At 70.7% G+C, this 20,498-nt stretch carries 19 protein-coding genes; 10 read left to right on the top strand and 9 right to left on the bottom strand.

The annotated features are described in order from the left end of the window. Nucleotides 1-60: 60 nt before the first annotated feature. The 5 genes from MON03_RS00295 to MON03_RS00275 are packed head-to-tail and all read right to left on the bottom strand — an operon-like array spanning nucleotide 61 to nucleotide 5,732. Nucleotides 61-951, bottom strand: a complete 891-nt coding sequence (locus MON03_RS00295) for an ABC transporter permease (protein WP_242089789.1) — start codon at nucleotides 949-951, stop codon at nucleotides 61-63. Continuing rightward, nucleotides 948-1,862 carry an ABC transporter permease gene (locus tag MON03_RS00290; RefSeq protein ID WP_242089787.1) on the bottom strand — a complete coding sequence of 305 codons (915 nt, stop codon included), beginning with the start codon at nucleotides 1,860-1,862 and terminating at the stop codon, nucleotides 948-950. The genes MON03_RS00295 and MON03_RS00290 overlap by 4 nt, the downstream gene beginning before the upstream one ends. After that, nucleotides 1,859-3,070, bottom strand: a complete 1,212-nt coding sequence (locus MON03_RS00285) for an ABC transporter substrate-binding protein (RefSeq protein ID WP_242089785.1) — start codon at nucleotides 3,068-3,070, stop codon at nucleotides 1,859-1,861. Before MON03_RS00285 ends, MON03_RS00290 begins: the two co-directional genes overlap by 4 nt. Beyond that, entirely contained in the window at nucleotides 3,067-4,254 is a 1,188-nt protein-coding gene (locus tag MON03_RS00280; protein WP_083882214.1) for an ABC transporter ATP-binding protein, read from the bottom strand. The genes MON03_RS00285 and MON03_RS00280 overlap by 4 nt, the downstream gene beginning before the upstream one ends. Nucleotides 4,255-4,292: 38 nt before the next feature. After that, nucleotides 4,293-5,732: a gamma-aminobutyraldehyde dehydrogenase gene (locus tag MON03_RS00275; RefSeq protein ID WP_175327524.1), complete on the bottom strand. Its 1,440-nt coding sequence runs from the start codon at nucleotides 5,730-5,732 to the stop codon at nucleotides 4,293-4,295. A 193-nt stretch (nucleotides 5,733-5,925) separates the two neighbouring features. Between MON03_RS00275 and MON03_RS00270 the strand changes: the two genes are divergently transcribed. The 5 genes from MON03_RS00270 (at nucleotide 5,926) to MON03_RS00250 (ending at nucleotide 11,308) form a co-directional block, all read left to right on the top strand. Then, nucleotides 5,926-6,408: an Lrp/AsnC family transcriptional regulator gene (locus MON03_RS00270; protein WP_031274587.1), complete on the top strand. Its 483-nt coding sequence runs from the start codon at nucleotides 5,926-5,928 to the stop codon at nucleotides 6,406-6,408. Beyond that, nucleotides 6,405-7,835, top strand: a complete 1,431-nt coding sequence (locus MON03_RS00265; protein WP_022905113.1) for an aspartate aminotransferase family protein — start codon at nucleotides 6,405-6,407, stop codon at nucleotides 7,833-7,835. Before MON03_RS00270 ends, MON03_RS00265 begins: the two co-directional genes overlap by 4 nt. 2 nt (nucleotides 7,836-7,837) lie before the next feature. After that, the gene (locus tag MON03_RS00260) at nucleotides 7,838-9,202 is read left to right on the top strand and encodes an NAD(P)/FAD-dependent oxidoreductase (RefSeq protein WP_242089783.1); all 1,365 of its coding nucleotides are present in this window, start codon (nucleotides 7,838-7,840) and stop codon (nucleotides 9,200-9,202) included. After that, nucleotides 9,202-10,548: a flavin monoamine oxidase family protein gene (locus MON03_RS00255; protein ID WP_242089781.1), complete on the top strand. Its 1,347-nt coding sequence runs from the start codon at nucleotides 9,202-9,204 to the stop codon at nucleotides 10,546-10,548. Before MON03_RS00260 ends, MON03_RS00255 begins: the two co-directional genes overlap by 1 nt. A 106-nt stretch (nucleotides 10,549-10,654) precedes the next feature. After that, on the top strand, nucleotides 10,655-11,308 hold the full coding sequence (locus tag MON03_RS00250; RefSeq protein WP_229728111.1) for a hypothetical protein: 654 nt from the start codon (nucleotides 10,655-10,657) through the stop codon (nucleotides 11,306-11,308). Nucleotides 11,309-11,332: 24 nt separating this feature from the next. Here the strand turns inward: MON03_RS00250 and MON03_RS00245 are convergent, their stop codons facing one another. Next, on the bottom strand, nucleotides 11,333-12,151 hold the full coding sequence (locus tag MON03_RS00245) for an SDR family oxidoreductase (RefSeq protein WP_022905117.1): 819 nt from the start codon (nucleotides 12,149-12,151) through the stop codon (nucleotides 11,333-11,335). Nucleotides 12,152-12,244: 93 nt separating this feature from the next. Then, entirely contained in the window at nucleotides 12,245-12,685 is a 441-nt protein-coding gene (locus MON03_RS00240) for a VOC family protein (protein ID WP_242089779.1), read from the bottom strand. A gap of 64 nt (nucleotides 12,686-12,749) precedes the next feature. Here MON03_RS00240 and MON03_RS00235 point away from each other — a divergent pair, with 64 nt between their 5' ends. Both MON03_RS00235 and MON03_RS00230 read left to right on the top strand, forming a co-directional pair. Continuing rightward, nucleotides 12,750-13,802, top strand: coding sequence for a nitrilase-related carbon-nitrogen hydrolase (locus MON03_RS00235; protein ID WP_242089777.1), 1,053 nt, complete (start codon nucleotides 12,750-12,752; stop codon nucleotides 13,800-13,802). After that, a complete protein-coding gene (locus tag MON03_RS00230) occupies nucleotides 13,799-14,812 on the top strand; it encodes an agmatine deiminase family protein (RefSeq protein WP_242089776.1) in 1,014 nt (337 codons plus the stop codon). The genes MON03_RS00235 and MON03_RS00230 overlap by 4 nt, the downstream gene beginning before the upstream one ends. Here MON03_RS00230 and MON03_RS00225 read toward each other — a convergent pair. Continuing rightward, nucleotides 14,809-15,951 (bottom strand): alpha/beta hydrolase, encoded by a 1,143-nt coding sequence (locus MON03_RS00225; protein WP_242089774.1) that lies wholly within the window; start codon nucleotides 15,949-15,951, stop codon nucleotides 14,809-14,811. The two genes, MON03_RS00230 and MON03_RS00225, sit on opposite strands and share 4 nt — an antisense overlap. Nucleotides 15,952-16,282: 331 nt before the next feature. Here MON03_RS00225 and MON03_RS00220 point away from each other — a divergent pair, with 331 nt between their 5' ends. The 3 genes from MON03_RS00220 to MON03_RS00210 all read left to right on the top strand — a co-directional run bounded on the left by MON03_RS00220 (nucleotide 16,283) and on the right by MON03_RS00210 (nucleotide 19,733). Then, a complete protein-coding gene (locus tag MON03_RS00220; protein WP_242089771.1) occupies nucleotides 16,283-17,710 on the top strand; it encodes an APC family permease in 1,428 nt (475 codons plus the stop codon). After that, nucleotides 17,707-19,089 (top strand): NAD-dependent succinate-semialdehyde dehydrogenase, encoded by a 1,383-nt coding sequence (locus tag MON03_RS00215; protein ID WP_242089769.1) that lies wholly within the window; start codon nucleotides 17,707-17,709, stop codon nucleotides 19,087-19,089. The genes MON03_RS00220 and MON03_RS00215 overlap by 4 nt, the downstream gene beginning before the upstream one ends. Before the next feature lie 104 nt (nucleotides 19,090-19,193). Further along, complete coding sequence (locus MON03_RS00210; protein WP_242089767.1) at nucleotides 19,194-19,733, top strand: hypothetical protein; 540 nt, start codon at nucleotides 19,194-19,196, stop codon at nucleotides 19,731-19,733. A gap of 29 nt (nucleotides 19,734-19,762) precedes the next feature. On the opposite strand, the gene MON03_RS00205 is transcribed toward MON03_RS00210, so the two are convergent. Continuing rightward, the gene (locus MON03_RS00205; protein WP_242089765.1) at nucleotides 19,763-20,320 is read right to left on the bottom strand and encodes a hypothetical protein; all 558 of its coding nucleotides are present in this window, start codon (nucleotides 20,318-20,320) and stop codon (nucleotides 19,763-19,765) included. Nucleotides 20,321-20,498 lie beyond the last annotated feature (178 nt).

Below are 20,498 nucleotides of genomic sequence, written 5' to 3'. Positions count from 1 at the left end.
ACGCGTCGATCGACGCGTGCGACGTCGAAGCGCCGCGTTCTTCCACCGCGGCGACCGGGCCTACCCCCGCGTGCGCGCCAACCGCCGGTTCAGCGCACCGTTCAGCAACGCCACGAGCAGGCCCACCGCGAACACGAGCGTCCCGAAGCAGAGCACCTGCGGCGGCATCCCGGCCTTCGCGGCGCCGTACACGAAGAGCGGGAATGTGACCGAGGGTCCGGCGACGAACGACGTGATGACGTAGTCGTCGATCGACATCGCGAGCGCCAGCAGCCCGGCGGCGAGCATGCCCGGGGCGAGGAGCGGCAACGTGACGAGCCGGAACGCCTGCAACGGGGTCGCGCCGAGGTCGCTCGCCGCCTCCTCGAGCACCTTCGACGTCCCCGCGATCCGCGCTCGGAGCACCACCACGACGTACGCGACGTCGAACGCCACGTGGGTGAGGAGGATCGTCCAGAAGCCGGTGCCGAGCCCGATCGACAGGAAGAACGACAGCGACGCCGAGCCGACGACGATCGACGGTGCGGCGATGTCGGCGAACACGATCGAGCTGACGACCCCGCGGCCGGGGAACCGGTACCGCTCCAGTGCCAGGGCCAACGGCAGACCGATCGCCACCGAGACGATCGCCGCGAGGAACGCGACGGCGACCGAGGTGCCGAAGGCCGCACCGAGCCCCGAGACGTTCCAGAGGTTCTGGTACCAGTACGTCGTGAAGCCCCGCCACGCGAAGGTCAGCCGGTTCGTCGGGGCGTCGTTGAACGAGTACGCGATCATGGAGACGATCGGCACGAGGGTGATCGCGATGACCACCCAGTACACGATCGCGAGCCACGGCCCGCGCCGGGTCGCGCCGCCGCGACGGCGTCGGACGGGCCGCTCGGCAGCGCCGGCGGCGAGGGGCGACACGGGGGCGGTCGACCCGGCCCGGGTCGGCGTGACGGCGGTCATACGAGGTCCTCGAGGTCGTCGGTGCCGGACACCCGGGCGTAGATGAACAGGATGATGCCGAGCACGACCATGAGCACGGTCGAGAGCGCGGCGGCGACGTTGTACTGCTGGTTGCCCGAGTAGGCGTCCTGGATGGCCTGGCCGATCGTGTACGTGTTCGTCCCGCCGAGGAGCGCCGAGTTCACCGGGTCGCCCACGCAGTCGATGAACACGAGCAGCACGCCCGCGAAGATGCCGGACCGGGACAGCGGCAGCGTGGTGTGCCAGAACGCCCGGAACCGCCCGGCGTAGAGGTCGTGCGCGGCCTCGCCGAGGCGTGGGTCGATGCGCTCGAGGGCGGCGTAGATCGGCAGGACCATGAACGCCAGGTCGTTGTACGCGTTGCCGAAGATCACGGCGCCGGACGTCCCGAGGATGTGGAAGTCCTTCCCCGCGAGCCCGATCGCCTGCAGGGTCGTCACGACGGGCCCCTGCGACGCGAGCACGAACGCCCACATGTCGGTGCGGATGACGAACGACACCAGGAAGCTGATGAACACGAGCATGAGCAGCGGGTTCTTCCACCGCGGCGACACCCGGAACGCGATGAAGTACGCCACCGGGTACCCGGCCGCGATCGTCACGATGGTCGCGGCCAGGCCGTACCAGAGCGACCGGAGCAGGAACGTGAGGTACGGCACCTGCGGGTCGACGAAGAGCGATGAGTAGATCCCGAAGTTCCAGGTGAAGGTGTAGCCGTCGTCCGGGTTGCCCGACATGAGCGAGACGATGAGCCCGGACACGAGCGGGATGACGAAGAACACGCAGAGGTACGCCGTGCCGACGATCCCGAGCAGGAACGGCACCCGCAACCGACGACGGCCCGGTCCGGCGCCGACGCCAGCGATCGCCGCGGTCCCGACGGCCGTCACGACTGCACCACCGCGTTGAAGATGCCGTTCCACTCCGAGTACTCGTCGTAGTTCTGGAACACGCGGAACTCGTGCGACCGCTCGAGCACGTCCGTCGAGGGGAAGACGAGCGGACTGTCCGCCACGGTCGGGTCGTCGAGCACGTCGCGGACGTAGTCCTGGGCGCCGGGCACCGGGCACACGTAGTTGACGTAGTCCTCGACGATCCCGGCGATCTCCGGCGTGTAGTAGAAGTCCATCCAGGCCAGCGCCGACACCGGGTTCGCCGCCTGTCTCGGGATCATGAGGTTGTCGTGCCACATCATCTGCCCCTCCTCCGGCGTGATGAACTTCAGGTGCTCGAACCCCGACTGCTGTGCCTGGAACACGTCGCCCGACCAGGCCTGCGTGATCCAGGTGTCGCCGTTCTCGAGCTTGTTGATGTAGCTCTGGTCGTAGAACCCGGTGACGCTCGGCCGGAGCTTCCGCAGCCACTCCTGGGCCGTCCACCATTCCGACGGCGTGGAGGTCTCGGGGTCGGCGCCCGTGGCGAGCAGCCCGAGCGACCCGAGCTCCGTGTTGTCGCTCATCAGCCCGACCCGTCCCGCGAACGCCGGGTCGAGGAGGTCCTGGAACGACGTGATCTCCCGGTCGATGTACTTCGGGTTGTAGGCGATCCCGGTGAAGCCGGTCTGCCAGACCACGGAGTGCTTGTTGTCCGGGTCGTAGGTCGGGTCCTTGACCGAGTCGCCGGCATACTTCGCGAAGTTCGGCAGGCGCGAGTGGTCGAGCTCGCACACGAACCCGTTCTTGATCATCTGCGTGAGCTCGAACCCGTTCGTCATCACGACGAGGTCGTAGCCCGTCGCGCCCTGTGCCCGGAGGATCGGCGAGACGGTCGCGTAGAACGTCGCGTTGTCCTGGATGACCGCCTGGTAGTCGACGGTGATCCCGGTGGCCTTCTCGAACAGCCGGAGCGACTCGGACTTGCCCTTGTCGGAGTCGATGTAGAGCGGCCAGTTCGCGAAGTTGAGCTGCTTCGTGGCCGTCGCGTCGGCCCAGAACCGCTTCCAGTCGACTTCGGTGCCCGCGAGCGAGGCCGCCGATCCCTTGATGCTGCAGCCGGCGAGCAGTGCGGCCACCGCGGCGGCCCCGCCGCCGGCGAGGAACCCGCGCCGGCTGACGCGCGCGGACGTGAGTCCGCGGACCAGGTCGGGGCGGCTGCTCACGCGACCGCTCCTGCGGTCGCCGGCTCGGACTGGAGGCCCGGACCGGCTTGGGTGGTGACGGTCGCGTCGGACGCGTGGTGCGCCTCCAGGCCGAACCCGTGGTCGACGCCCCACGTCAGCCAGACCTCGGTCCCGGGGGCGATCCGCGGGCCGCCCTTGGAGTTCTGGGCGAAGACGGACACGTGCCCGGCGCCGGGCACGTCCACGAGGTACTGCGTGCTCACGCCGGAGAACGAGACGTCGACGACGCGGCCGGGCCCGAGGATGTTCCGACCGGCCTCGGGCGTCGGCTCCGCGGTGCGGATCTTGAGCTTCTCGGGTCGGACGCCGACCACGACGCGACCGGTCGTGGCGACGGCTCGAGCGGTGGGGACCGCGAGCGTCCCGGCACCGGTCGTGACGACCAGGAGCTCGCCGTCGGTCCCGCGGACCTCGCCCTCGAGCAGGTTCGACCGGCCGAGGAAGTTCGCGACGAAGGCGGTGCGCGGGAGTTCGTAGAGCTCCTGCGGGCTGCCCATCTGCTCGATCCGGCCGCCGTTCATGACCGCGACCGTGTCGGCCATGGTCATCGCCTCTTCCTGGTCGTGGGTGACGTGCAGGAACGTCAGCCCGACCTCGGCCTGGATCGACTTCAGCTCGAACTGCATCTGGTGCCGGAGCTTGAGGTCGAGGGCGCCGAGCGGTTCGTCGAGGAGCAGGAGCGCGGGGCGGTTCACGATCGCCCGTGCGAGGGCGACGCGCTGCTGCATGCCGCCGGACAGCTGCGCCGGACGCTTCGATGCGGATCCCTCGAGCTCGACGAGCCGGAGCGCCTCGGTCGCCTTCGTCATCGGGTCCGGGATACGGCGCCGCTTCAGGCCGAACGCGACGTTCTCGAGCACGCTCATGTGCGGGAAGAGCGCGTAGTTCTGGAACACGGTGTTGACCGGCCGCTGGTACGGCTTGGTGTCGGTGACGTCGCGCCCGCCGATGGTGATCGTCCCGCTCGTCGGCTCCTCGAGCCCGGCGACGAGGCGGAGCGTGGTCGTCTTGCCGCAGCCGGACGGGCCGAGCAGGGCGAAGAACGAGCCGGCGGGCACGGTGAGGTCGAGCGCGTCGACCGCGGTGTGACCCGGGAACGCCTTGGTGATCTGCTCGAGCCGCAGATCGGCTCCGGATTCGGCGAACGTGCCGGTCATTGCCATGGTGCCTCCTGCTGCTGGTGCGCGGGTCGGGGTCGGGATCAGCCGATGTAGGACATGACGTGCTTGATGCGGGTGTAGTCGTCGAACCCGTACTGGGACAGGTCCTTGCCGTAGCCGGAGTGCTTGAAGCCGCCGTGCGGCATCTCGGCGACGATCGGGATGTGCGTGTTGATCCACACGCATCCGAAGTCGAGGTCTCGGGCGAAGCGCATGGCCCTGGCGTGGTCGGTCGTCCACACCGAACTCGCGAGACCGTACTCGACGTCGTTCGCCCAGGTCAGCGCCTCCTGTTCGGTCGAGAAGCGCTGCACCGTCTGCACCGGGCCGAAGATCTCCTGCTGCACGGCGCGGTCGCCCTGCCGGAGCCCGGACACGATCGTCGCCTCGTGGTGGAAGCCGCGGTCGCCGATGCGGTGCCCGCCGGTCTCGATCGTGGCGTGGTCGGGCAGGGTGTCGACGAAGGACCGGACCTGGGCGAGCTGGCCGGCGTTGTTGACCGGCCCGAACGACGGGTCCGCGACGTCCGGGCCGGTCCGGGCGTTCGTCCGGGCCTCGGCGACGAGGGCCGCGACGAACTCGTCGTGGATGCCGTCCTGCACGAGCAGCCGGGTGGCGGCGGTGCAGTCCTGGCCGGCGTTGAAGAACCCCGCGGCGACGATGCCGGCGACGGCGGACGGGACGTCGGCGTCGTCGAACACGATGACGGGGGCCTTGCCGCCGAGTTCGAGGTGCGTCCGCTTGAGGTCGGACGCGGCGGCGCGGGCGACCTGCATGCCGGCCCGGACCGAGCCGGTGATGCTCACCAGCTGGGGTGTCGGGTGGTCGATCATCGCGGCGCCGGTGGTCCGGTCGCCGAGCACGACGTTGAGGACCCCGGGCGGCAGGAACTCCGCAGCGACCTCGGCGAGCAGCAGCGTCGAGAGCGGCGTGGTGTCGCTCGGCTTGAGCACGGTCGTGTTCCCCGCGGCGAGCGCCGGGGCGACCTTCCACACCGCCATGTTGAGCGGGTAGTTCCACGGGGTGACCTGGGCGACGACGCCGATCGGCTCGCGGCGGACGAACGACGTGTGGTCCGGCGTGTACTCGCCGGCGCTGCGACCCTCGAGGTTCCGTGCGGCCCCGGCGAAGAAGCGGATCTGGTCGACGGACAGCAGGATCTCGTCCTGCACGAGGGTCGCACGCGGCTTGCCGGTGTCGAGGGCCTCGAGGTCGGCGAACTCCTCGGCGCGCTGCTCCATCGCGTCGGCGATCCGGAACAGGGCGAGCTGCCGCTCCGCTGGGGTGGTGCGCCGCCACCCGTCGAACGCGCGGCTCGCGGCGGCGAAGGCGGCGTCGACGTCCTCGGCGGTGGAGACCGGCGAGGTGCCGTAGACGTGCTCGTCCGTCGGTGCGACGAGGTCCATGGTCGCGTCGCCGCGCGCGTCGACCTGCTCGCCCCCGATGACGTTCCGGAGCACGCCCCTGGCCGTCCCGCCCATCGCGGCAGCGCCCGAGACCGCCGTCGCGCGGCCCGGGGAGGCTGTGTCACTGTCCAGCATGGCGGCGATACTGGCACGGAATGCGCTGCTCCGGAAGAAGATTCCGCGGGTTGTGGAGAACCGTAACAACGGAAATCGTCGCGAAACATCGTGTTCACAACGAAATCCCTTGCGCGGTCGGGATGCCGCTGCCATGCTGTCCGGCATGGCGGCAGCACCACGACGTCCGGGACCGATCGACGAGACCTCGAAACGGATCATCGAGCAACTCCAGGCAGACGGACGCCGCCCGTACGGCGAGATCGGCAAGGCGGTCGGTCTCAGCGAGGCGGCGGTCCGTCAACGTGTGCAGAAGCTCACCGAGACCGGCGTCATGCAGATCGTCGCGGTGACGGACCCCATGCAGCTCGGGTTCCACCGTCAGGCGATGATCGGCATCCGGGTCAGCGGCGACACCCGAACCGTCGCCGATGCACTCGAACGGCTCCCGGCGGTGGACTACCTCGTCATGACCGCCGGGAGCTTCGACCTCATGGTGGAGGTCGTCTGCGAGGACGACGACGGCCTCATCGAACTGCTCAACGGCACGATCCGGGCGATCCCGGGCGTCGCCGGCACCGAGACCTTCGTCTACCTGCAACTCCGCAAACAGCTCTACGACTGGGGAACGCGATGACCATCTCCGAACCACGTGCACGCCTGGGGTCCTACGATCCGTTCGCCCCGGTGGACGACGCCGCGCTGCAGCAGAAGTCGCGCGACCACCTCTGGATGCACTTCGCCCGGCACGGCGCGAACCAGGCGGGCGCCGACGTGCCGATCATGGTCCGCGGCGAGGGGCACCACGTCTACGACAGCCACGGCAAGCAGTACATCGACGGGCTCTCCGGCCTGTTCGTCGTCGCCGCGGGGCACGGTCGGAAGCGCCTGGCGGAGATGGCCGCCAAGCAGGCCGAGACCCTGTCGTTCTTCCCGATCTGGTCGTACGCGCACCCGGCGGCGATCGAGCTCGCCGACCGGCTGGCCGACCACGCCCCGGGTGACCTCAACAAGGTGTTCTTCTCGACCGGCGGCGGCGAGGCCGTCGAGACCGCGTTCAAGCTCGCGAAGTACTACTGGAAGCTCCGCGGCAAGCCGATGAAGCACAAGGTGATCTCCCGCGCGGTCGCGTACCACGGCACCCCGCAGGGCGCCCTCGCGATCACCGGCATCCCCGCGATGAAGCAGATGTTCGAGCCGCTCACGCCCGGTGGCTTCCGGGTCCCGAACACGAACTACTACCGCGCCGAGGAGATGGGCTTCGCCGGTGGCTCGGAGGAGGAGTTCGGCTTCTGGGCGGCCGAGCGCATCCGCGAGATGATCGAGTTCGAGGGTCCGGACACCGTCGCCGCGGTCTTCCTCGAGCCGGTGCAGAACTCGGGCGGCTGCTTCACCCCGCCGCCCGGGTACTTCCAGCGCGTCCGCGAGATCTGCGACGAGTACGACGTGCTGCTCGTGTCCGACGAGGTCATCTGCGCGTTCGGCCGGATCGGCACCATGTTCGCGTGCGACACCTACGACTTCGTGCCCGACATGATCACGTGCGCCAAGGCGATGACCTCGGGGTACTCGCCCATCGGCGCGACGATCATCAGCGACAAGCTGTTCGAGCCGTTCTCCAAGGGCGACACGACCTTCTACCACGGGTACACGTTCGGCGGGCACCCGGTGTCGGCCGCCGTCGCGATGGAGAACCTCGACATCTTCGAGGAGGAGGGGCTGCTGCAGAACGTGCAGCAGAACGCCCCGCTGTTCCGGGCCGAGCTCGACACGCTCCGCGACCTGCCGATCGTCGGCGACGTCCGCGGCGACGGGTACTTCTACGGCATCGAGCTCGTGAAGGACAAGGCGACGAAGACGACGTTCGACGACGCCGAGTCGGAGCGCCTGCTGCGCGGGTTCCTGTCGAAGGCGCTCTTCGACGCGGGGCTGTACTGCCGCGCCGACGACCGCGGGGACCCCGTCGTGCAGCTCGCGCCGCCGCTGACCATCGGGCAGCCGGAGTTCCGCGAGATGACGTCGATCCTGCGGAGCGTCCTGACCGAGGCCTGGACGAAGATCTGACCATGTCGGGGTACCGGGGCGTCTCGTTCTGGCTCGACGCGCTCGTCGCCGGCGGGCGTGACGACCTCACGCCCCGGGCTCCGCTCGACGGCGACACGACCGCGGACGTCGTGATCGTCGGCGGTGGACTGACGGGTCTCTGGACCGCGTGGTACCTGCACCAGGCCGACCCGGGCCTCCGGATCGTCGTCGTGGAACGCGAGATCGCCGGGTTCGGCGCCTCCGGACGGAACGGCGGTTGGTGCTCCGCGCTCTTCCCGGCGTCCGCGGCGTCCATCGCCGAACGGCACGGTCGGGACGCAGCCCTGGCGCTCCGCGCGGCCATGCGCGGCACGGTCGACGAGGTCGGCCGTGCCGCGGCCGAGGCGGGCGTCGCCTGCGACTTCGTCAAGGGCGGGACCGTGCTGTACGCGCGCTCCGCCGTGCAGGAGCGCGCGGCACGCGACGAGGTCGCCGCCTCCGTCGCCTGGGGCGACGACATGACGTACCGGGACGCGCGTCCGGGCGACGCGGCGGGCACCGCCGGCGTCGCCTGGACCCCCGACTGCGCGCGGGTGCAGCCCGCCGCGCTGGTCCGTGGCCTGGCGGCCGCCCTGGAGGCACGGGGCGTGCGGATCGCGGAGCACACGCCCGCCTCGTCCTGGGACCGCGGCCGCGTGGTCACGTCACGCGGGACCGTCACGGCGGGCGCCGTCGTCATCGCCGTCGAGGGCTACGGCGCGCAGCTCGAGCAGACCCGACGGCGCATCCTCCCGCTGTACTCGCTCATGATCGCGACCGCACCACTGCCCGCCGGGGTGTGGGACCGCATCGGCCTCGAGCACGGGCAGACGTTCTCCGACTACCGGCACCTCCTCGTGTACGGGCAGCGGACGGCCGACGACCGCATCGCCTTCGGCGGACGGGGTGCCCGCTACCACTGGGGGTCGTCCATCGAGCCCGGCCACGACCGGGTGCCCCGCGTGTTCGAGCACCTCCGGAAGGCCCTCGTCGACCTCTTCCCCGCCGTGGGCGACGCGCCGATCACCCACACCTGGGGCGGCCCGCTCGGCGTCCCGCGCGACTGGTGCGCCTCGGTGACCTGGGACGGCCACGTCGGGACCGCCGGCGGCTACGTCGGTGACGGACTCTCCACGACGAACCTGGCCGGGCGGACGCTCGCCGACCTCGTGCGCGGGGTCGCCTCGCCGCTCACCGCGCTGCCGTGGGTGAACCACCGGTCGCCGGACTGGGAGCCCGAGCCGCTCCGGTTCCTCGGCACGAACGCCGGACTCGTGGCCACCGACCTCGCCGACCGCGAGGAAGCGCTGACCGGCCGGCCCAGCCTCGCGGCGCGGCTCATGGCGCCCCTGACGGGAGGGCACTGATGTCCGACGTCCCTGGTCCGGGTGCCGACGTCGTCGTCGTCGGGGCAGGCGTGTCCGGTCTCGCGGCGGCACGTGCCCTGGCGCAGGGAGGGAAGCGGGTCGTCGTCCTCGAGGCCCGCGACCGCATCGGCGGCCGCACCTGGACCGACGACGAGCTCGGCGTGCCGGTCGACCTCGGCGCCTCGTGGATCCACGGCGTCGACGGCAACCCGCTCTGGGAGCTCGCGCCGGCGTTCGGCATCGACACCGTCGAGTTCACCGTCGGCAGCTTCCAGTTCGACGGTCGGCCGATCGGGTGGCACGCGCCGTCCGGTCGCCGGCTCACCGACGCCGAGGCAGCGTCCTTCGTCGCCGACCTGCGCGCCCTCGACGCCGCGCTGCCCGCGGTCGTCGGACACGCCCCGCCCCCGGCCACGTACGCCGTGGCGGTGAACACGGTGCTGCGCGACCTCCACATCGAGGGCGACCGGGCCGCACGCGTCCGCGAGTACACCGCCCACCGCTCCGAGGACCTCTGCGGCGCACCCGTCACGGTGCTCGACGCGCACGGGCTCGACGAGGAGCACGTGCCCGGCGACGAGGTCGTGTTCCCCGGCGGGTACGGCCAGTACGCGCGGGCCCTCGCCGACGGGCTCGACGTGCGGCTCGGCGCGGTCGTGCGCGCCGTCCGGCAGTCGCCGCAGGGCGCCGCCGTCGAGCTCGCCGACGGCACGGTCGTCACCGCTGCCGAGGTCGTCGTCACCGTGCCGCTCGGTGTCCTGCAGGCCGGCTCGGTCACGTTCGAGCCGCCGCTGGAGCCGGACGTCCTCGACGCGATGGGCCGGCTCGGGATGGGGGTCTACGACAAGGTGTTCCTGCGTTTCCCCGAGCGGTTCTGGGGCGACGACTGGGTCGTCCGCCAGCAGGGGCCCGCCGGGGTCGACTGGCACTCCTGGTACGACATGTCCCGCGTGACCGGTGAACCGGTGCTCGCGGCGCTGCTCGGCGGAGCGGGCGCCCGGCGCATCGAGTCGCTGCCGGACGCCATCATCGTCGACGAAGGGCTGGCCGCACTGCGGCGGATGTTCGGCCCGTCGGTCCCGGAGCCGGAGGCGGTGCGCGTCACCCGGTGGGCGGCTGACCCGTTCGCCCTCGGGTCGTACTCGTTCCTGCGCGTCGGGGCCTCCACGGACGACCACGATCGGCTCGGCGGGCGGTGCGGCCGGGTCCAGCTCGCCGGGGAGGCCACCTGGGGCGACGACCCTGCGACAGTGCACGGGGCGCTGCTGTCCGGGCTGCGGGCTGCCGGGCGGTTGCTCGGGCACGACGTCACGCCGGCGTCCCTCGCCGGGCCGCTCCGCGTCTGACGTCCCCGTCCCCGTCCCCGGCCCCGGCGAGTGGAGGGCGGTCGGCTGAGAGGGTCCGCACGGATGGCACCGCCGCCGACCTCTGCAGCGGTGCCACACTCGGACCGTGACGACGACGCGGCCCCTCCACCAGCACGAGCACCGCGCACCGGTCGCCGTCGCCGTGCTGGTCAACCTGGCGTTGAGCCTCTTCCTGCCGGACGAGGTGCTGTTCTTCCCGTCGTGGGTCGTCCCGCTGCTCGGGGTCCTGCTCCTGACACCGCTCATCGTCTTCAACCCCCGACGCCTCACCCGCGAGACGACCTGGTCGCGCTGGCTCTCGACGGGGCTCGCCGTCCTGCTCACGGTGGCGAACCAGTCGACCGTCGTGCGAACGGTCGACCAACTCCTGCACGGTCACCCCGACGGCGGCGCGGTGCTCCTCACGGCGCTGCAGGTCTGGGTGAGCAGCATCATCGCGTTCGGCCTCGTGTACTGGGAGCTGGACCGCGGCGGCCCGGTCGCGCGTCGGCAGCCGGAACTCTGGGCGAGCGACGAGGCCGACTTCCTGTTCCCGCAGGAGTCCGATCCGAGCAAGGCGTCGTGGCGACCCGTCTACCTCGACTACCTCTACGTGGCGATGACGAACATGGTGGCGTTCAGTCCGACGGACACGATGCCCTTGACCGTCCGGGCGAAGATGATCATGGCCTACCAGGCGGTCGGCGGGTTCATCCTGCTGGCGCTCGTCATATCGCGCGCGGTCAACATCATCAACTGACCCGGAGTCGTGACGGACGGGCGATCAGGACCCGTGCGCCTGCTCGGCGACCGGCTGCCACTCGCGCCACGTCGCCAGCCGCGACTCGTAGTCCCGCTCCGCGATCCCGAGCGGAGCCTTGCCGAAGAACACGCGCAGGGGTGGTTCGTCTGCGTCGACGACCGCGAGGATCGCCGAGCGGGTCGCCTCGGGCTTGCCGGGGTCCGCGGCGGACGGACGCTTCGATGCTGCCTCGCGGACGTCGTCGTAGGCGTCGAGCTCCGCACTCCGCTTCGACGAGGGTCCGGACCAGTCCGTCGAGAACCCACCCGGCTCGACGAGGGTCACGTGGATGCCGAAGTCCGCGACCTCCTGCGACAGCGACTGCGAGAGGCCCTCGAGCGCCCACTTCGAGGCGTGGTAGGCGCCCACGGTCGGGAACGCGCTGATCCCGCCGATGCTCGACACCTGCACGATGTGGCCGGAGCCCTGCTCGCGCATGATCGGCAGTGCGGCCTGCGTGACCCAGAGCGCCCCGAAGAAGTTCGTCTCGAGCTGTGCACGCACCTCGTCCTCGGTGAGTTCCTCGACCATGCCGAAGTGGCCGAACCCGGCGTTGTTGACGACGACGTCCAGCGAGCCGAAGTGCTCGGCTGCGCGCCGAACCGCGGCGGTGTCGGCGTCGTGGTCGGTGACGTCCAGTCGCAGCCCGAGGAAGGTCTCCGGGTACTGCTCCTCGAGGTCACGCACGTCATCGGGGTTGCGGGCCGTGCCGGCGACGGAATCACCGCGTCCGAGCGCCGCCTCCGCCCACTCGCGGCCGAAGCCCTTCGATGCTCCGGTGATGAACCAGGTCTTGCTCATGATGTCTCCTCCTGCGTCGTGACCGGACCACACAACGCCCGGACGGCTCCGCGCCGCGTGGACGTCCGGGGGACGTGCGCGGACTCCGGACAGTCAGGGACGCGGCGCCGCGAACTCCAGGTTGATGCCGTCCGGATCGCGGACGGACAGGATGACGAGCCCGAACGGAGGAAGGTCGGTGACCAGACCGTGCTCGATCCCAGCGGCGTCGAGTCGGTCGACCGCCGCATGCAGGTCATCCGCGCTCGCCACACGGAAGCTGACGTGGTCGAGACCCACCCGATCGGGGTCGAACCGGTCGTCGACCGGGGCGACGGGTCGCAGCCCGAGGGTCTGTCCGCCGAAGGTGAACGAGCAGCCGCCGTACGTGCGCCACGGGTCGTCGTGGATGGTCGGGTCGTCGATCTCGTCGCTGAAGTCGCTCCCCGGCGGCATCCCGAACAGCAGCTCGTAGAACGCCTTGCTCCGACGGACATCAGTGACGGTGAGCCGGACGTGGGAGAAGCCGAGGGGGTTCACGATCGCTCCGGTCATGCCTCGATACAACTCGGACCTCGGCGCTCTTGTCATCGTTGATCGTATGGTCAACAATGACGGGATGGACGTGATCACCGCCGCAGACCAGCCGTCCCCCCTGCACCAGGACACCGGCGCGGCTCGCCGCCGGGTCCGTGTCGCGCTCGTCCAGACGCGCTGGCACGAGGACCCCGACGAGCACGAACGCACACTCGCCGACGGCATCGCCTCTGCGGCGGCGAACGGGGCCACCGCGGTGTTCCTGCAGGAGCTCACGCTCTCCCGGTACCCCGGTGACACCCCCGCCGGCGGGGTGCCGAAGGACGGCGCGGAGTCGATCGAGGACGGCCCCACGATGCGCTTCGTCCGCGATCAGGCACGGCGCCACCGCGTCTTCGTGCACGCGTCGCTGTACGAGCGCCCCGCGGACGACGACCAGCCCGAGGACCCGCGCGGGTACAACACCGCGGTGCTCGTCGCTCCCGACGGCACGCTGGTCGGCCGTACCCGGAAGACCCACATCCCGATCAGCGCGGGGTACTACGAGGACACCTACTTCCGCCCCGGACCCGACACGGACCCCTTCCCCGTGCACGACCCGGCGGGACTCGGTGCCCGGGTCGGCCTGCCGACGTGTTGGGACGAGTGGTTCCCCGAGGTCGCCCGGGCCTACGGACTCGCCGGCTCCGAGGTGCTCGCCTACCCGACGGCGATCGGCTCCGAGCCGACCTTCCCCGACTTCGACACGGCGCCGATCTGGCGGCAGGTCATCGTCGCGAACGGCATCACCGCGGGACAGTTCATGGTCGTGCCGAACCGCTGGGGCGACGAGGGGGCGATCACGTTCTACGGCTCGTCGTTCATCTCGGATCCGTTCGGCCGGGTCCTCGTCGAGGCTCCGCGGGACGCGGACGCGGTGCTCGTGGCGGACCTGGACCTCGACGCGCGCGCGGAGTGGCTCCGGCTGTTCCCGTTCTACGTGACCCGCAGACCGGACCTCTACGCCACCCTGACCGCGCCGGTCGACCGTCTGCGCGACGGGTACGGCGCTGACGAGGCGATCCGTGCCTCCCTGGCGGATGCGTCGACCACCCACCGGGCCGGCGGCCCGCAGACCGCGGCGGCCGGCGCATGAGCTGGCGGATGCCGGCGGAGACGGCACCCCAGGCCCGGACCTGGATGGCCTTCCCGCGTCCTGGCGCGACCCTCGGCGACGACGCGGCGAGCGCCGAGGCCGCACGGACAGCGTGGGCGACGACGGCCAACACGATCGTCGATCACCAGCCGGTCACGGTCGTCGTCGACCCGGTCGCCCGGGCGGACGCCGCCCGGCTCCTGTCCGGCGACGTCGACGTGCTCGAGGCACCGCTCGACGACTTCTGGATGCGCGACACCGGACCGTCGTTCGTGCTCGACGACGGGCGCCTCGGCGCGGTGGACTGGGTCTTCAACGGCTGGGGCGCGAACGCCTGGTCGACCTGGACCCGCGACGCCCGCATCGCCGCGGTCGTCGCCGAGGCCGCTGGGGCGGAACGCATCCCGTCGCTGCTCGTCAACGAGGGCGGTGCGATCCACGTCGACGGCGAGGGCACCGTGCTCGTGACGGAGACGGTGCAGCTGGACCCTCGTCGCAACCCGTACGCCGACCGCGCACGGGTCGAGGAGGAGCTCGCGCGGACGGTGGGGGCGTCGGACGTCGTGTGGCTCCCCCGTGGCCTGACGCGCGACTACGACGGCCTCGGGACGCGCGGGCACGTCGACATGGTGGCGACCTTCGCGTCCCCGGACGTCGTGCTGCTGCACGCCCAGCCGGACGCCGGCCACCCCGACCACCTCGTCATGCCGCAGGTCCGGGCGGCGCTCGAGCAGGCGACGGACGCGACGATCGTCGAGCTCCCGGCGCCGCCGACCCTGACCGACGACGACGGCCCGGTCGACTGGAACTACGTCAACCACGTCGTGGTGAACGGTGCGGTGATCGCGTGCGCCTTCGGGGAACCGGCGGCGGACGATCGGGCTCGGGGCATCCTCGCCGACGTGTACCCGGGGCGCCAGGTGCGGTCGGTGGACGCGCGGGAGGTGTTCGCCCGGGGCGGCGGGCTGCACTGCATCACCCAGCAGCAGCCGAGCGTCGGGGACCGCTAACCGTCGGCCGGCGCCAACCCGATCCGCGACTGCATCCACGCCAGTCCCGCCGCGAGTGCCGCCCGCGCGGTCGTCCAGTTGTGCTTGTCGCCGGGAACGACCCAGGTGGCGACGTGCATGCCTGCTGCCCGGGCACGTGCCGCCTGGACGGGCATGACCGACCCGTACGTGGTGTCGAGCTGCCCGACCGCGAAGAACGCGTTGGTGTCCCGGTACGGGGCGTTCGCGCGGAGCAGCGCCTCGGGCTGGGCGGCGAGCCAGGCGGCGCGGCTGCCGGCGAACCCGTCGGCGATCGTCTCCGCCGTGTTCCCGAGCGTCGGACCGTCCTCCCCGGACACGTCGATGAGGTTGCCGAACCGCGACGGGTCACCGGCGCCGAGCTGGATGGCGCACGTGCCGCCCTGCGAGAAGCCGCCGATCGTCCACGCCGACGCGGCGGTCTGCACCGTGAGGTGGCTCGTGATCCACGCGGGGACGTCCTTCGTCAGGTACGTGCGGCTGTTCCCGAGCTCGCCGTCCACGCACATCGGGTTCGCCGACCGGGGGCCGAGCTGGTCGGGCACCACGACGATCGGCGTGAGACCGCGGTCGACGGTCGCGAGCGCGTTCATCGTCTGCTCGATCTGCCCGCCGCTCTGGACGTCGTTCGGGCCGGCACCGCGCGACTGCCCGGACAGCAGGACGTCGACCGGCAGGTGCGGCGGGTCGGCGGTGAGCGCGGCCGGGGGCAGGTAGACGAGGGCCTGGCGGGCGACGAAGTGGCTGGTGGTGGCCGGGATCGTCTCGTGGAGCAACCGCCCCGCGGAGGGCATGTCCGCGGGCGCTGTCCAGGTGGTCGCGAGGTCGACGCTGCCGGGAGCCGTCGACCCCGCGGGTGACTCGGTCGCGGGGATGCCCAGGGACGAGGTCGGGACGGGTGTGTACGTGGGGACGGGTCGCGGCGAGGACTGCGCCCGCGCGGTGGAGGTCGCCGCTGCCTGCCCGCCCGACACCGCCACCGCGTGGCTCGCACTCCAGCCGCCGAGCCCGACGACGGCGAGCCCCCCGACGGCGAGCCCCACGACGAGCCCGATGCCGAGCCCCCCGGCGAGGAGTGCTCCGCCACGTCGTGCGCGGGGTGTGGTGGGTGTGCGTGCCATCGGTCGTCCTCGTCCTCCGTGCGTTCCGGCAACGGTCCGCTTCGGCCGCGAGCGTAGGGATCGGGTCCGGGAACCGGCTGCCGTCCGGGACCGAACGGCTGAGCGTCCTCCCCATCCGGCTCACAGCGACCGTCTGGCGTCCTCCGAGCAAGCGACATGACGTACAAGCACCGTCAGCACGGTGTACTCGGCGTCGAGTCAGGTGGGTGCCTCGACGTCGGTATCGTCGGCGAACCGGACCACCCGACGGGCGGCCGGTACCCGCACCGGCCGGGGCACCGTCGCCCCGGCCCCGGCCCCGCGGCAGTGCCGCGAGCAGGAGGGAACTCCCTTGGCAACACCCACCCTGGTCACCGCGCCGCCCACCACCGCGCGGGGCGGGTCCCTGAAGCGGAACCTCGGCCTCTGGGCGATCGTCGGGCTCGGCCTCGGCTACATGACCCCGACCGTCGTGTTCGACACCTTCGGCATCGTGTCCGACGAGACGAACGGTGCGGTGCCGAGCGCGTACCTCGTCGCGCTCGTGATCATGCTCCTGACGGCGGTGAGCTACGGGAAGATGGTGCGCGTCTACCCCGCCGCCGGTTCGGCCTACACGTACGTGCGGGAGTCGATCCACCCGAACGCCGGCTTCATGGTCGGATGGGCATCGCTGCTCGACTACCTGCTGCTGCCGATGGTGAACGCGCTCATCATCCGGCTCTACCTCGAGCAGGTCTTCCCGGCACTGCCGGCGTGGGTGACTGTCGTGGTCTACACGCTGTTCGTCACCACCGTGATCTGCCTGTCGATGCGCGGCACCTCCAACCTCAACATGGTGCTGCTCGTCGGCGCGATCCTCGCGATGATCGCGTTCGTCGTCTTCGCCGTGATCGAGCTGACCCGCGGCGCCGGTGCCGGCACGATCGTGAGTCCCGAGCCGTTCGTCCACGACGGCGTCACAATGACGGCACTCCTCACCGGTGCGACCGTCGTCTGCTTCTCGTTCATCGGCTTCGACGCCGTCACGATGTACACGGAAGAGGCCAAGAGCATCCAGATCATGCCGAAGGCGATCCTGATGACCGTCCTGCTCGGCGGACTGATCTTCCTCGTGTCCTCGTACTTCGCGCAGCTCCGCTTCCCGACCAACGCGCCCTTCGGCGAGTTCACGGACGACCCGCTCCCCCAGATCGGTCTGCTCGTGGGCGGCCCGGTGTTCCAGGCGATCCTCGTCGCCGCCGGGTTCGTCGCCGCCCTCGCGTCCGGGCTGGCCTCGCACGCGAGCGTCGCCCGCATGCTGCTCGTGATGGGACGGAACAACGTCCTGCCGAAACAGGTCTTCGGCTACGTCAGCCCGAAGACCCGCACGCCGATCCCGAACATCGTCATCGTCGGCGCCGTGACCCTCCTCGCGATGACGTTCTCGCTCGACACCATCTCGTCGTACATCAACTTCGGCGCCCTCATCGCCTTCACCTTCGTCAACCTCACGGTCATCGTGCACTTCGCATGGCGTGAGGGCCGCCGCCGGACCGTCCGCGACTGCGTCACGTACATCGTGCTGCCGGGCGTCGCGATGCTCCTGACGGGTGTTCTCTGGTCACAGCTGCACGCCGACGCGCTCATCGCCGGCGGGGTCTGGGCCGCGATCGGCTTCGTGTACCTGTTGGTCATCACGAAGGGCTTCCGGGTGCAGCCGAAGGGCTTCGACGAGAACCAGCCCGTCACGGGCGTCAACAAGCAGCTCACCGACGAGCACGGACAGGAGACACGATGAACGACACCGCCACCACCTACGCGGTCACCGACCCGGCGTCCGGCGAGGTCCTCGCCACCTTCCCGACGATCACGGACGACGAGCTGCGGCAGGCGATCGCCACGGCCGACGACACGCACGCCGCCTGGGGTCGGTCGAGCACCGTCGCCGAGCGGGCTGCGCTCCTGCACCGCGTCGCCGAGCTCTACCGCGAACGCCGGGAGGCCCTGGCGACGACGATCGTCCGCGAGATGGCGAAGCCGATCGACCAGGCCTACGGCGAGGTCGACTTCTGCGCGGACATCTACGACTACTACGCCGACCACGCGGAGGAGTTCCTCGCGGACCAGCCGATCACCCTGGCCGAGGGCAGCGAGGGCAGCGCGTTCGTCCGGAAGTCGTCCGTCGGCGTGCTGCTCGGCATCATGCCGTGGAACTTCCCCGCGTACCAGATCGCCCGGTTCGCCGGCCCGAACCTCGTGATCGGCAACACGGTACTGCTCAAGCACGCGCCGCAGTGCCCGGAGTCCGCGCTCGCGATCGAGGCGGTCTTCCACGACGCCGGCTTCCCCGCGGGGGCGTACACGAACGTCTTCGCCACGAACGACCAGGTCGCCGACGTCATCGCCGACCCGCGGGTGCAGGGCGTCTCGCTGACCGGCTCCGCGCGCGCCGGTGCCGCGGTGGCCGAGATCGCCGGCCGCAACCTCACGAAGGTCGTGCTCGAGCTCGGTGGGTCGGACCCGTTCATCCTGCTCTCGACCGACGACCTCGACGCCGTGGTCGAGTCCGCCGTCGCCACCCGCCTCGAGGGCAACGGCCAGGTCTGCAACGCCGCGAAGCGCTTCCTCGTGGCCGACCACCTGTACGACGACTTCCTCGCGAAGTTCACCGCCGCCATGTCCGCCGTCGAGCCGACCGACCCGAGCGTCTCCGGCGCCGAGCTCGGTCCGCTCTCCTCCCCGACCGCGGCGGACCGCCTCGAGGAGCAGCTCCGCCACGCGGTCGACCAGGGCGCCAGCGTCGTCACCGGCGGCGAGCGCCGCGGCAACGCCTTCACGCCGACGGTGCTCACCGATGTCACCCCGGACAACGACGCGTACCGCGAGGAGTTCTTCGGCCCGGTGGCCGCCGTCCACCGCGTCGCCGACGAGGACGCCGCGATCGCGATCGCCAACGACACCCCGTTCGGCCTCGGCTCGTACCTGTTCACGACCGATGCAGAGCAGGCGCTGCGTGTGGCGGATCGGATCGAGGCGGGCATGGTCTACGTCAACATCGTCGGAGCGGACAGCCCCGAGCTGCCCTTCGGTGGTGTCAAGGCCAGCGGCTTCGGCCGGGAGCTCGGCCCCTTCGGGGCCGACGAGTTCGTCAACAAGAAGCTCATCCGCATCGGCTGACGATCCGACCGGACCAGCAGCGGACGGGAGGCGCGGTGCCGGCTGGCACCGCGCCTCCCGTCTTCCGTCGCCTTGCGGGCCTGATGTCCGGTATGTTTCGTTTCATGGCACCAGGCGCTTTCGCAGCTCGAGGAGCAGGAGGCCCGTCCCCGTACCGCCCGGAGATCATCGGACTCGCGGTGCTCGGGCTGTCCCTGGCGGGGTCGAGCGCTGCGTCGTGGTGGGGAATCGGCATTGCCCTGGTGTCGACGTCCGTCATCGTCACCGCCACGTTGACGATTCGGAACAGCGTCCGACGGCTCTCTGCAGCACCGTGGGAAGCCGGCCGCTGGGCGACACTCTCGATCACGATCCTCATCGGCGCAGTGGCGGGAGCGTTCGTGTTCGCGGGGTCGCTGTCAGTGCTCGCGGTGAGCCCGATCCTGTCGCTCGCGTGCGGGGTCACAGCGGATCGGTGCGGAGCTCGACGCGAGACCGTCACCGCATCGTTCGGCCTGTCGGCGATCACCGCAGCATGCGTCGTGTTCGGAGCCGGCGACTTGAGCGTCGGGTTCTCCGCCCTCGTGCAAGGAAGCGTCCTCGCCGGGGTGTTCGTCGCCCTGCTGATCGCGACTCGTTCTGTCATGATGCGGGGGCGGAGCTGACGCGTCCGCCAGCACCGGCCCCGCACCTGCTACTTGAACACCGCCATGCAGGTCGTGCCGCGGACGACACCGTTGTTCCGGAACTGCAGGCAGATACTCCCCGTCCGCATGGTGCGTTTCTTCGCGCCCGGGATGTGGAACGACGCTTGGCCGCATCCGGATCGCACTGCGGTGGTCTCTGTCGCGTAGACACGGTTCGACGTGTCCTTGAACTGGTACCGCCCACTCCAGTTGCAGAACATGCCCGGGATGATCGCCGCTGGCCCGATGCAGTCGACACCTGCTGTCGTTCCGGTCAGACTCAAGCCACTGCCGCGGACGGACAGGTTCAAGAAGCACCCTGCTGGCACATTGATGGTCGCGCCCTTCCAACTCCACGAGAAGGAGCCGACCGGCCGGGACGCAAAGCCACCCCGCGCCGTCGCGCCTGATCCGGACGGGTCTGCCGCTTCCTCTACGGATCGCCCAGGGTGTCCCACTCCGTGTGACGTTCCGGACACGGCATTCGCCGGTGTGGCCATGACGGCACCGACCAGGACCGCGCCCCCGACGGCCGCGATCGCCGTGATGAACCCCTTGGTGAACATGATCTCCTCCCCGCCAGCGCCATGCTGACATTCCACCGTTAACATAGTGGACATGGGATGGGTGGTTCGCCAACCACCCCCGGTCGCTCCTCGTGGCACCTGCCGACGCTCGACCTCCGCACCTTGAGCAGAGGGACGCTTCGGGCGCAGAGAGACGGGAGGCGCGGTGCCGGCTGGC

Source organism: Curtobacterium sp. DN_7.5 (assembly GCF_022655355.1).
Taxonomy (GTDB): domain Bacteria; phylum Actinomycetota; class Actinomycetes; order Actinomycetales; family Microbacteriaceae; genus Curtobacterium; species Curtobacterium luteum.
The sequence above is the reverse complement of the archived record's forward strand: the minus strand, read 5'-3'. Positions and strand labels throughout refer to the sequence as shown.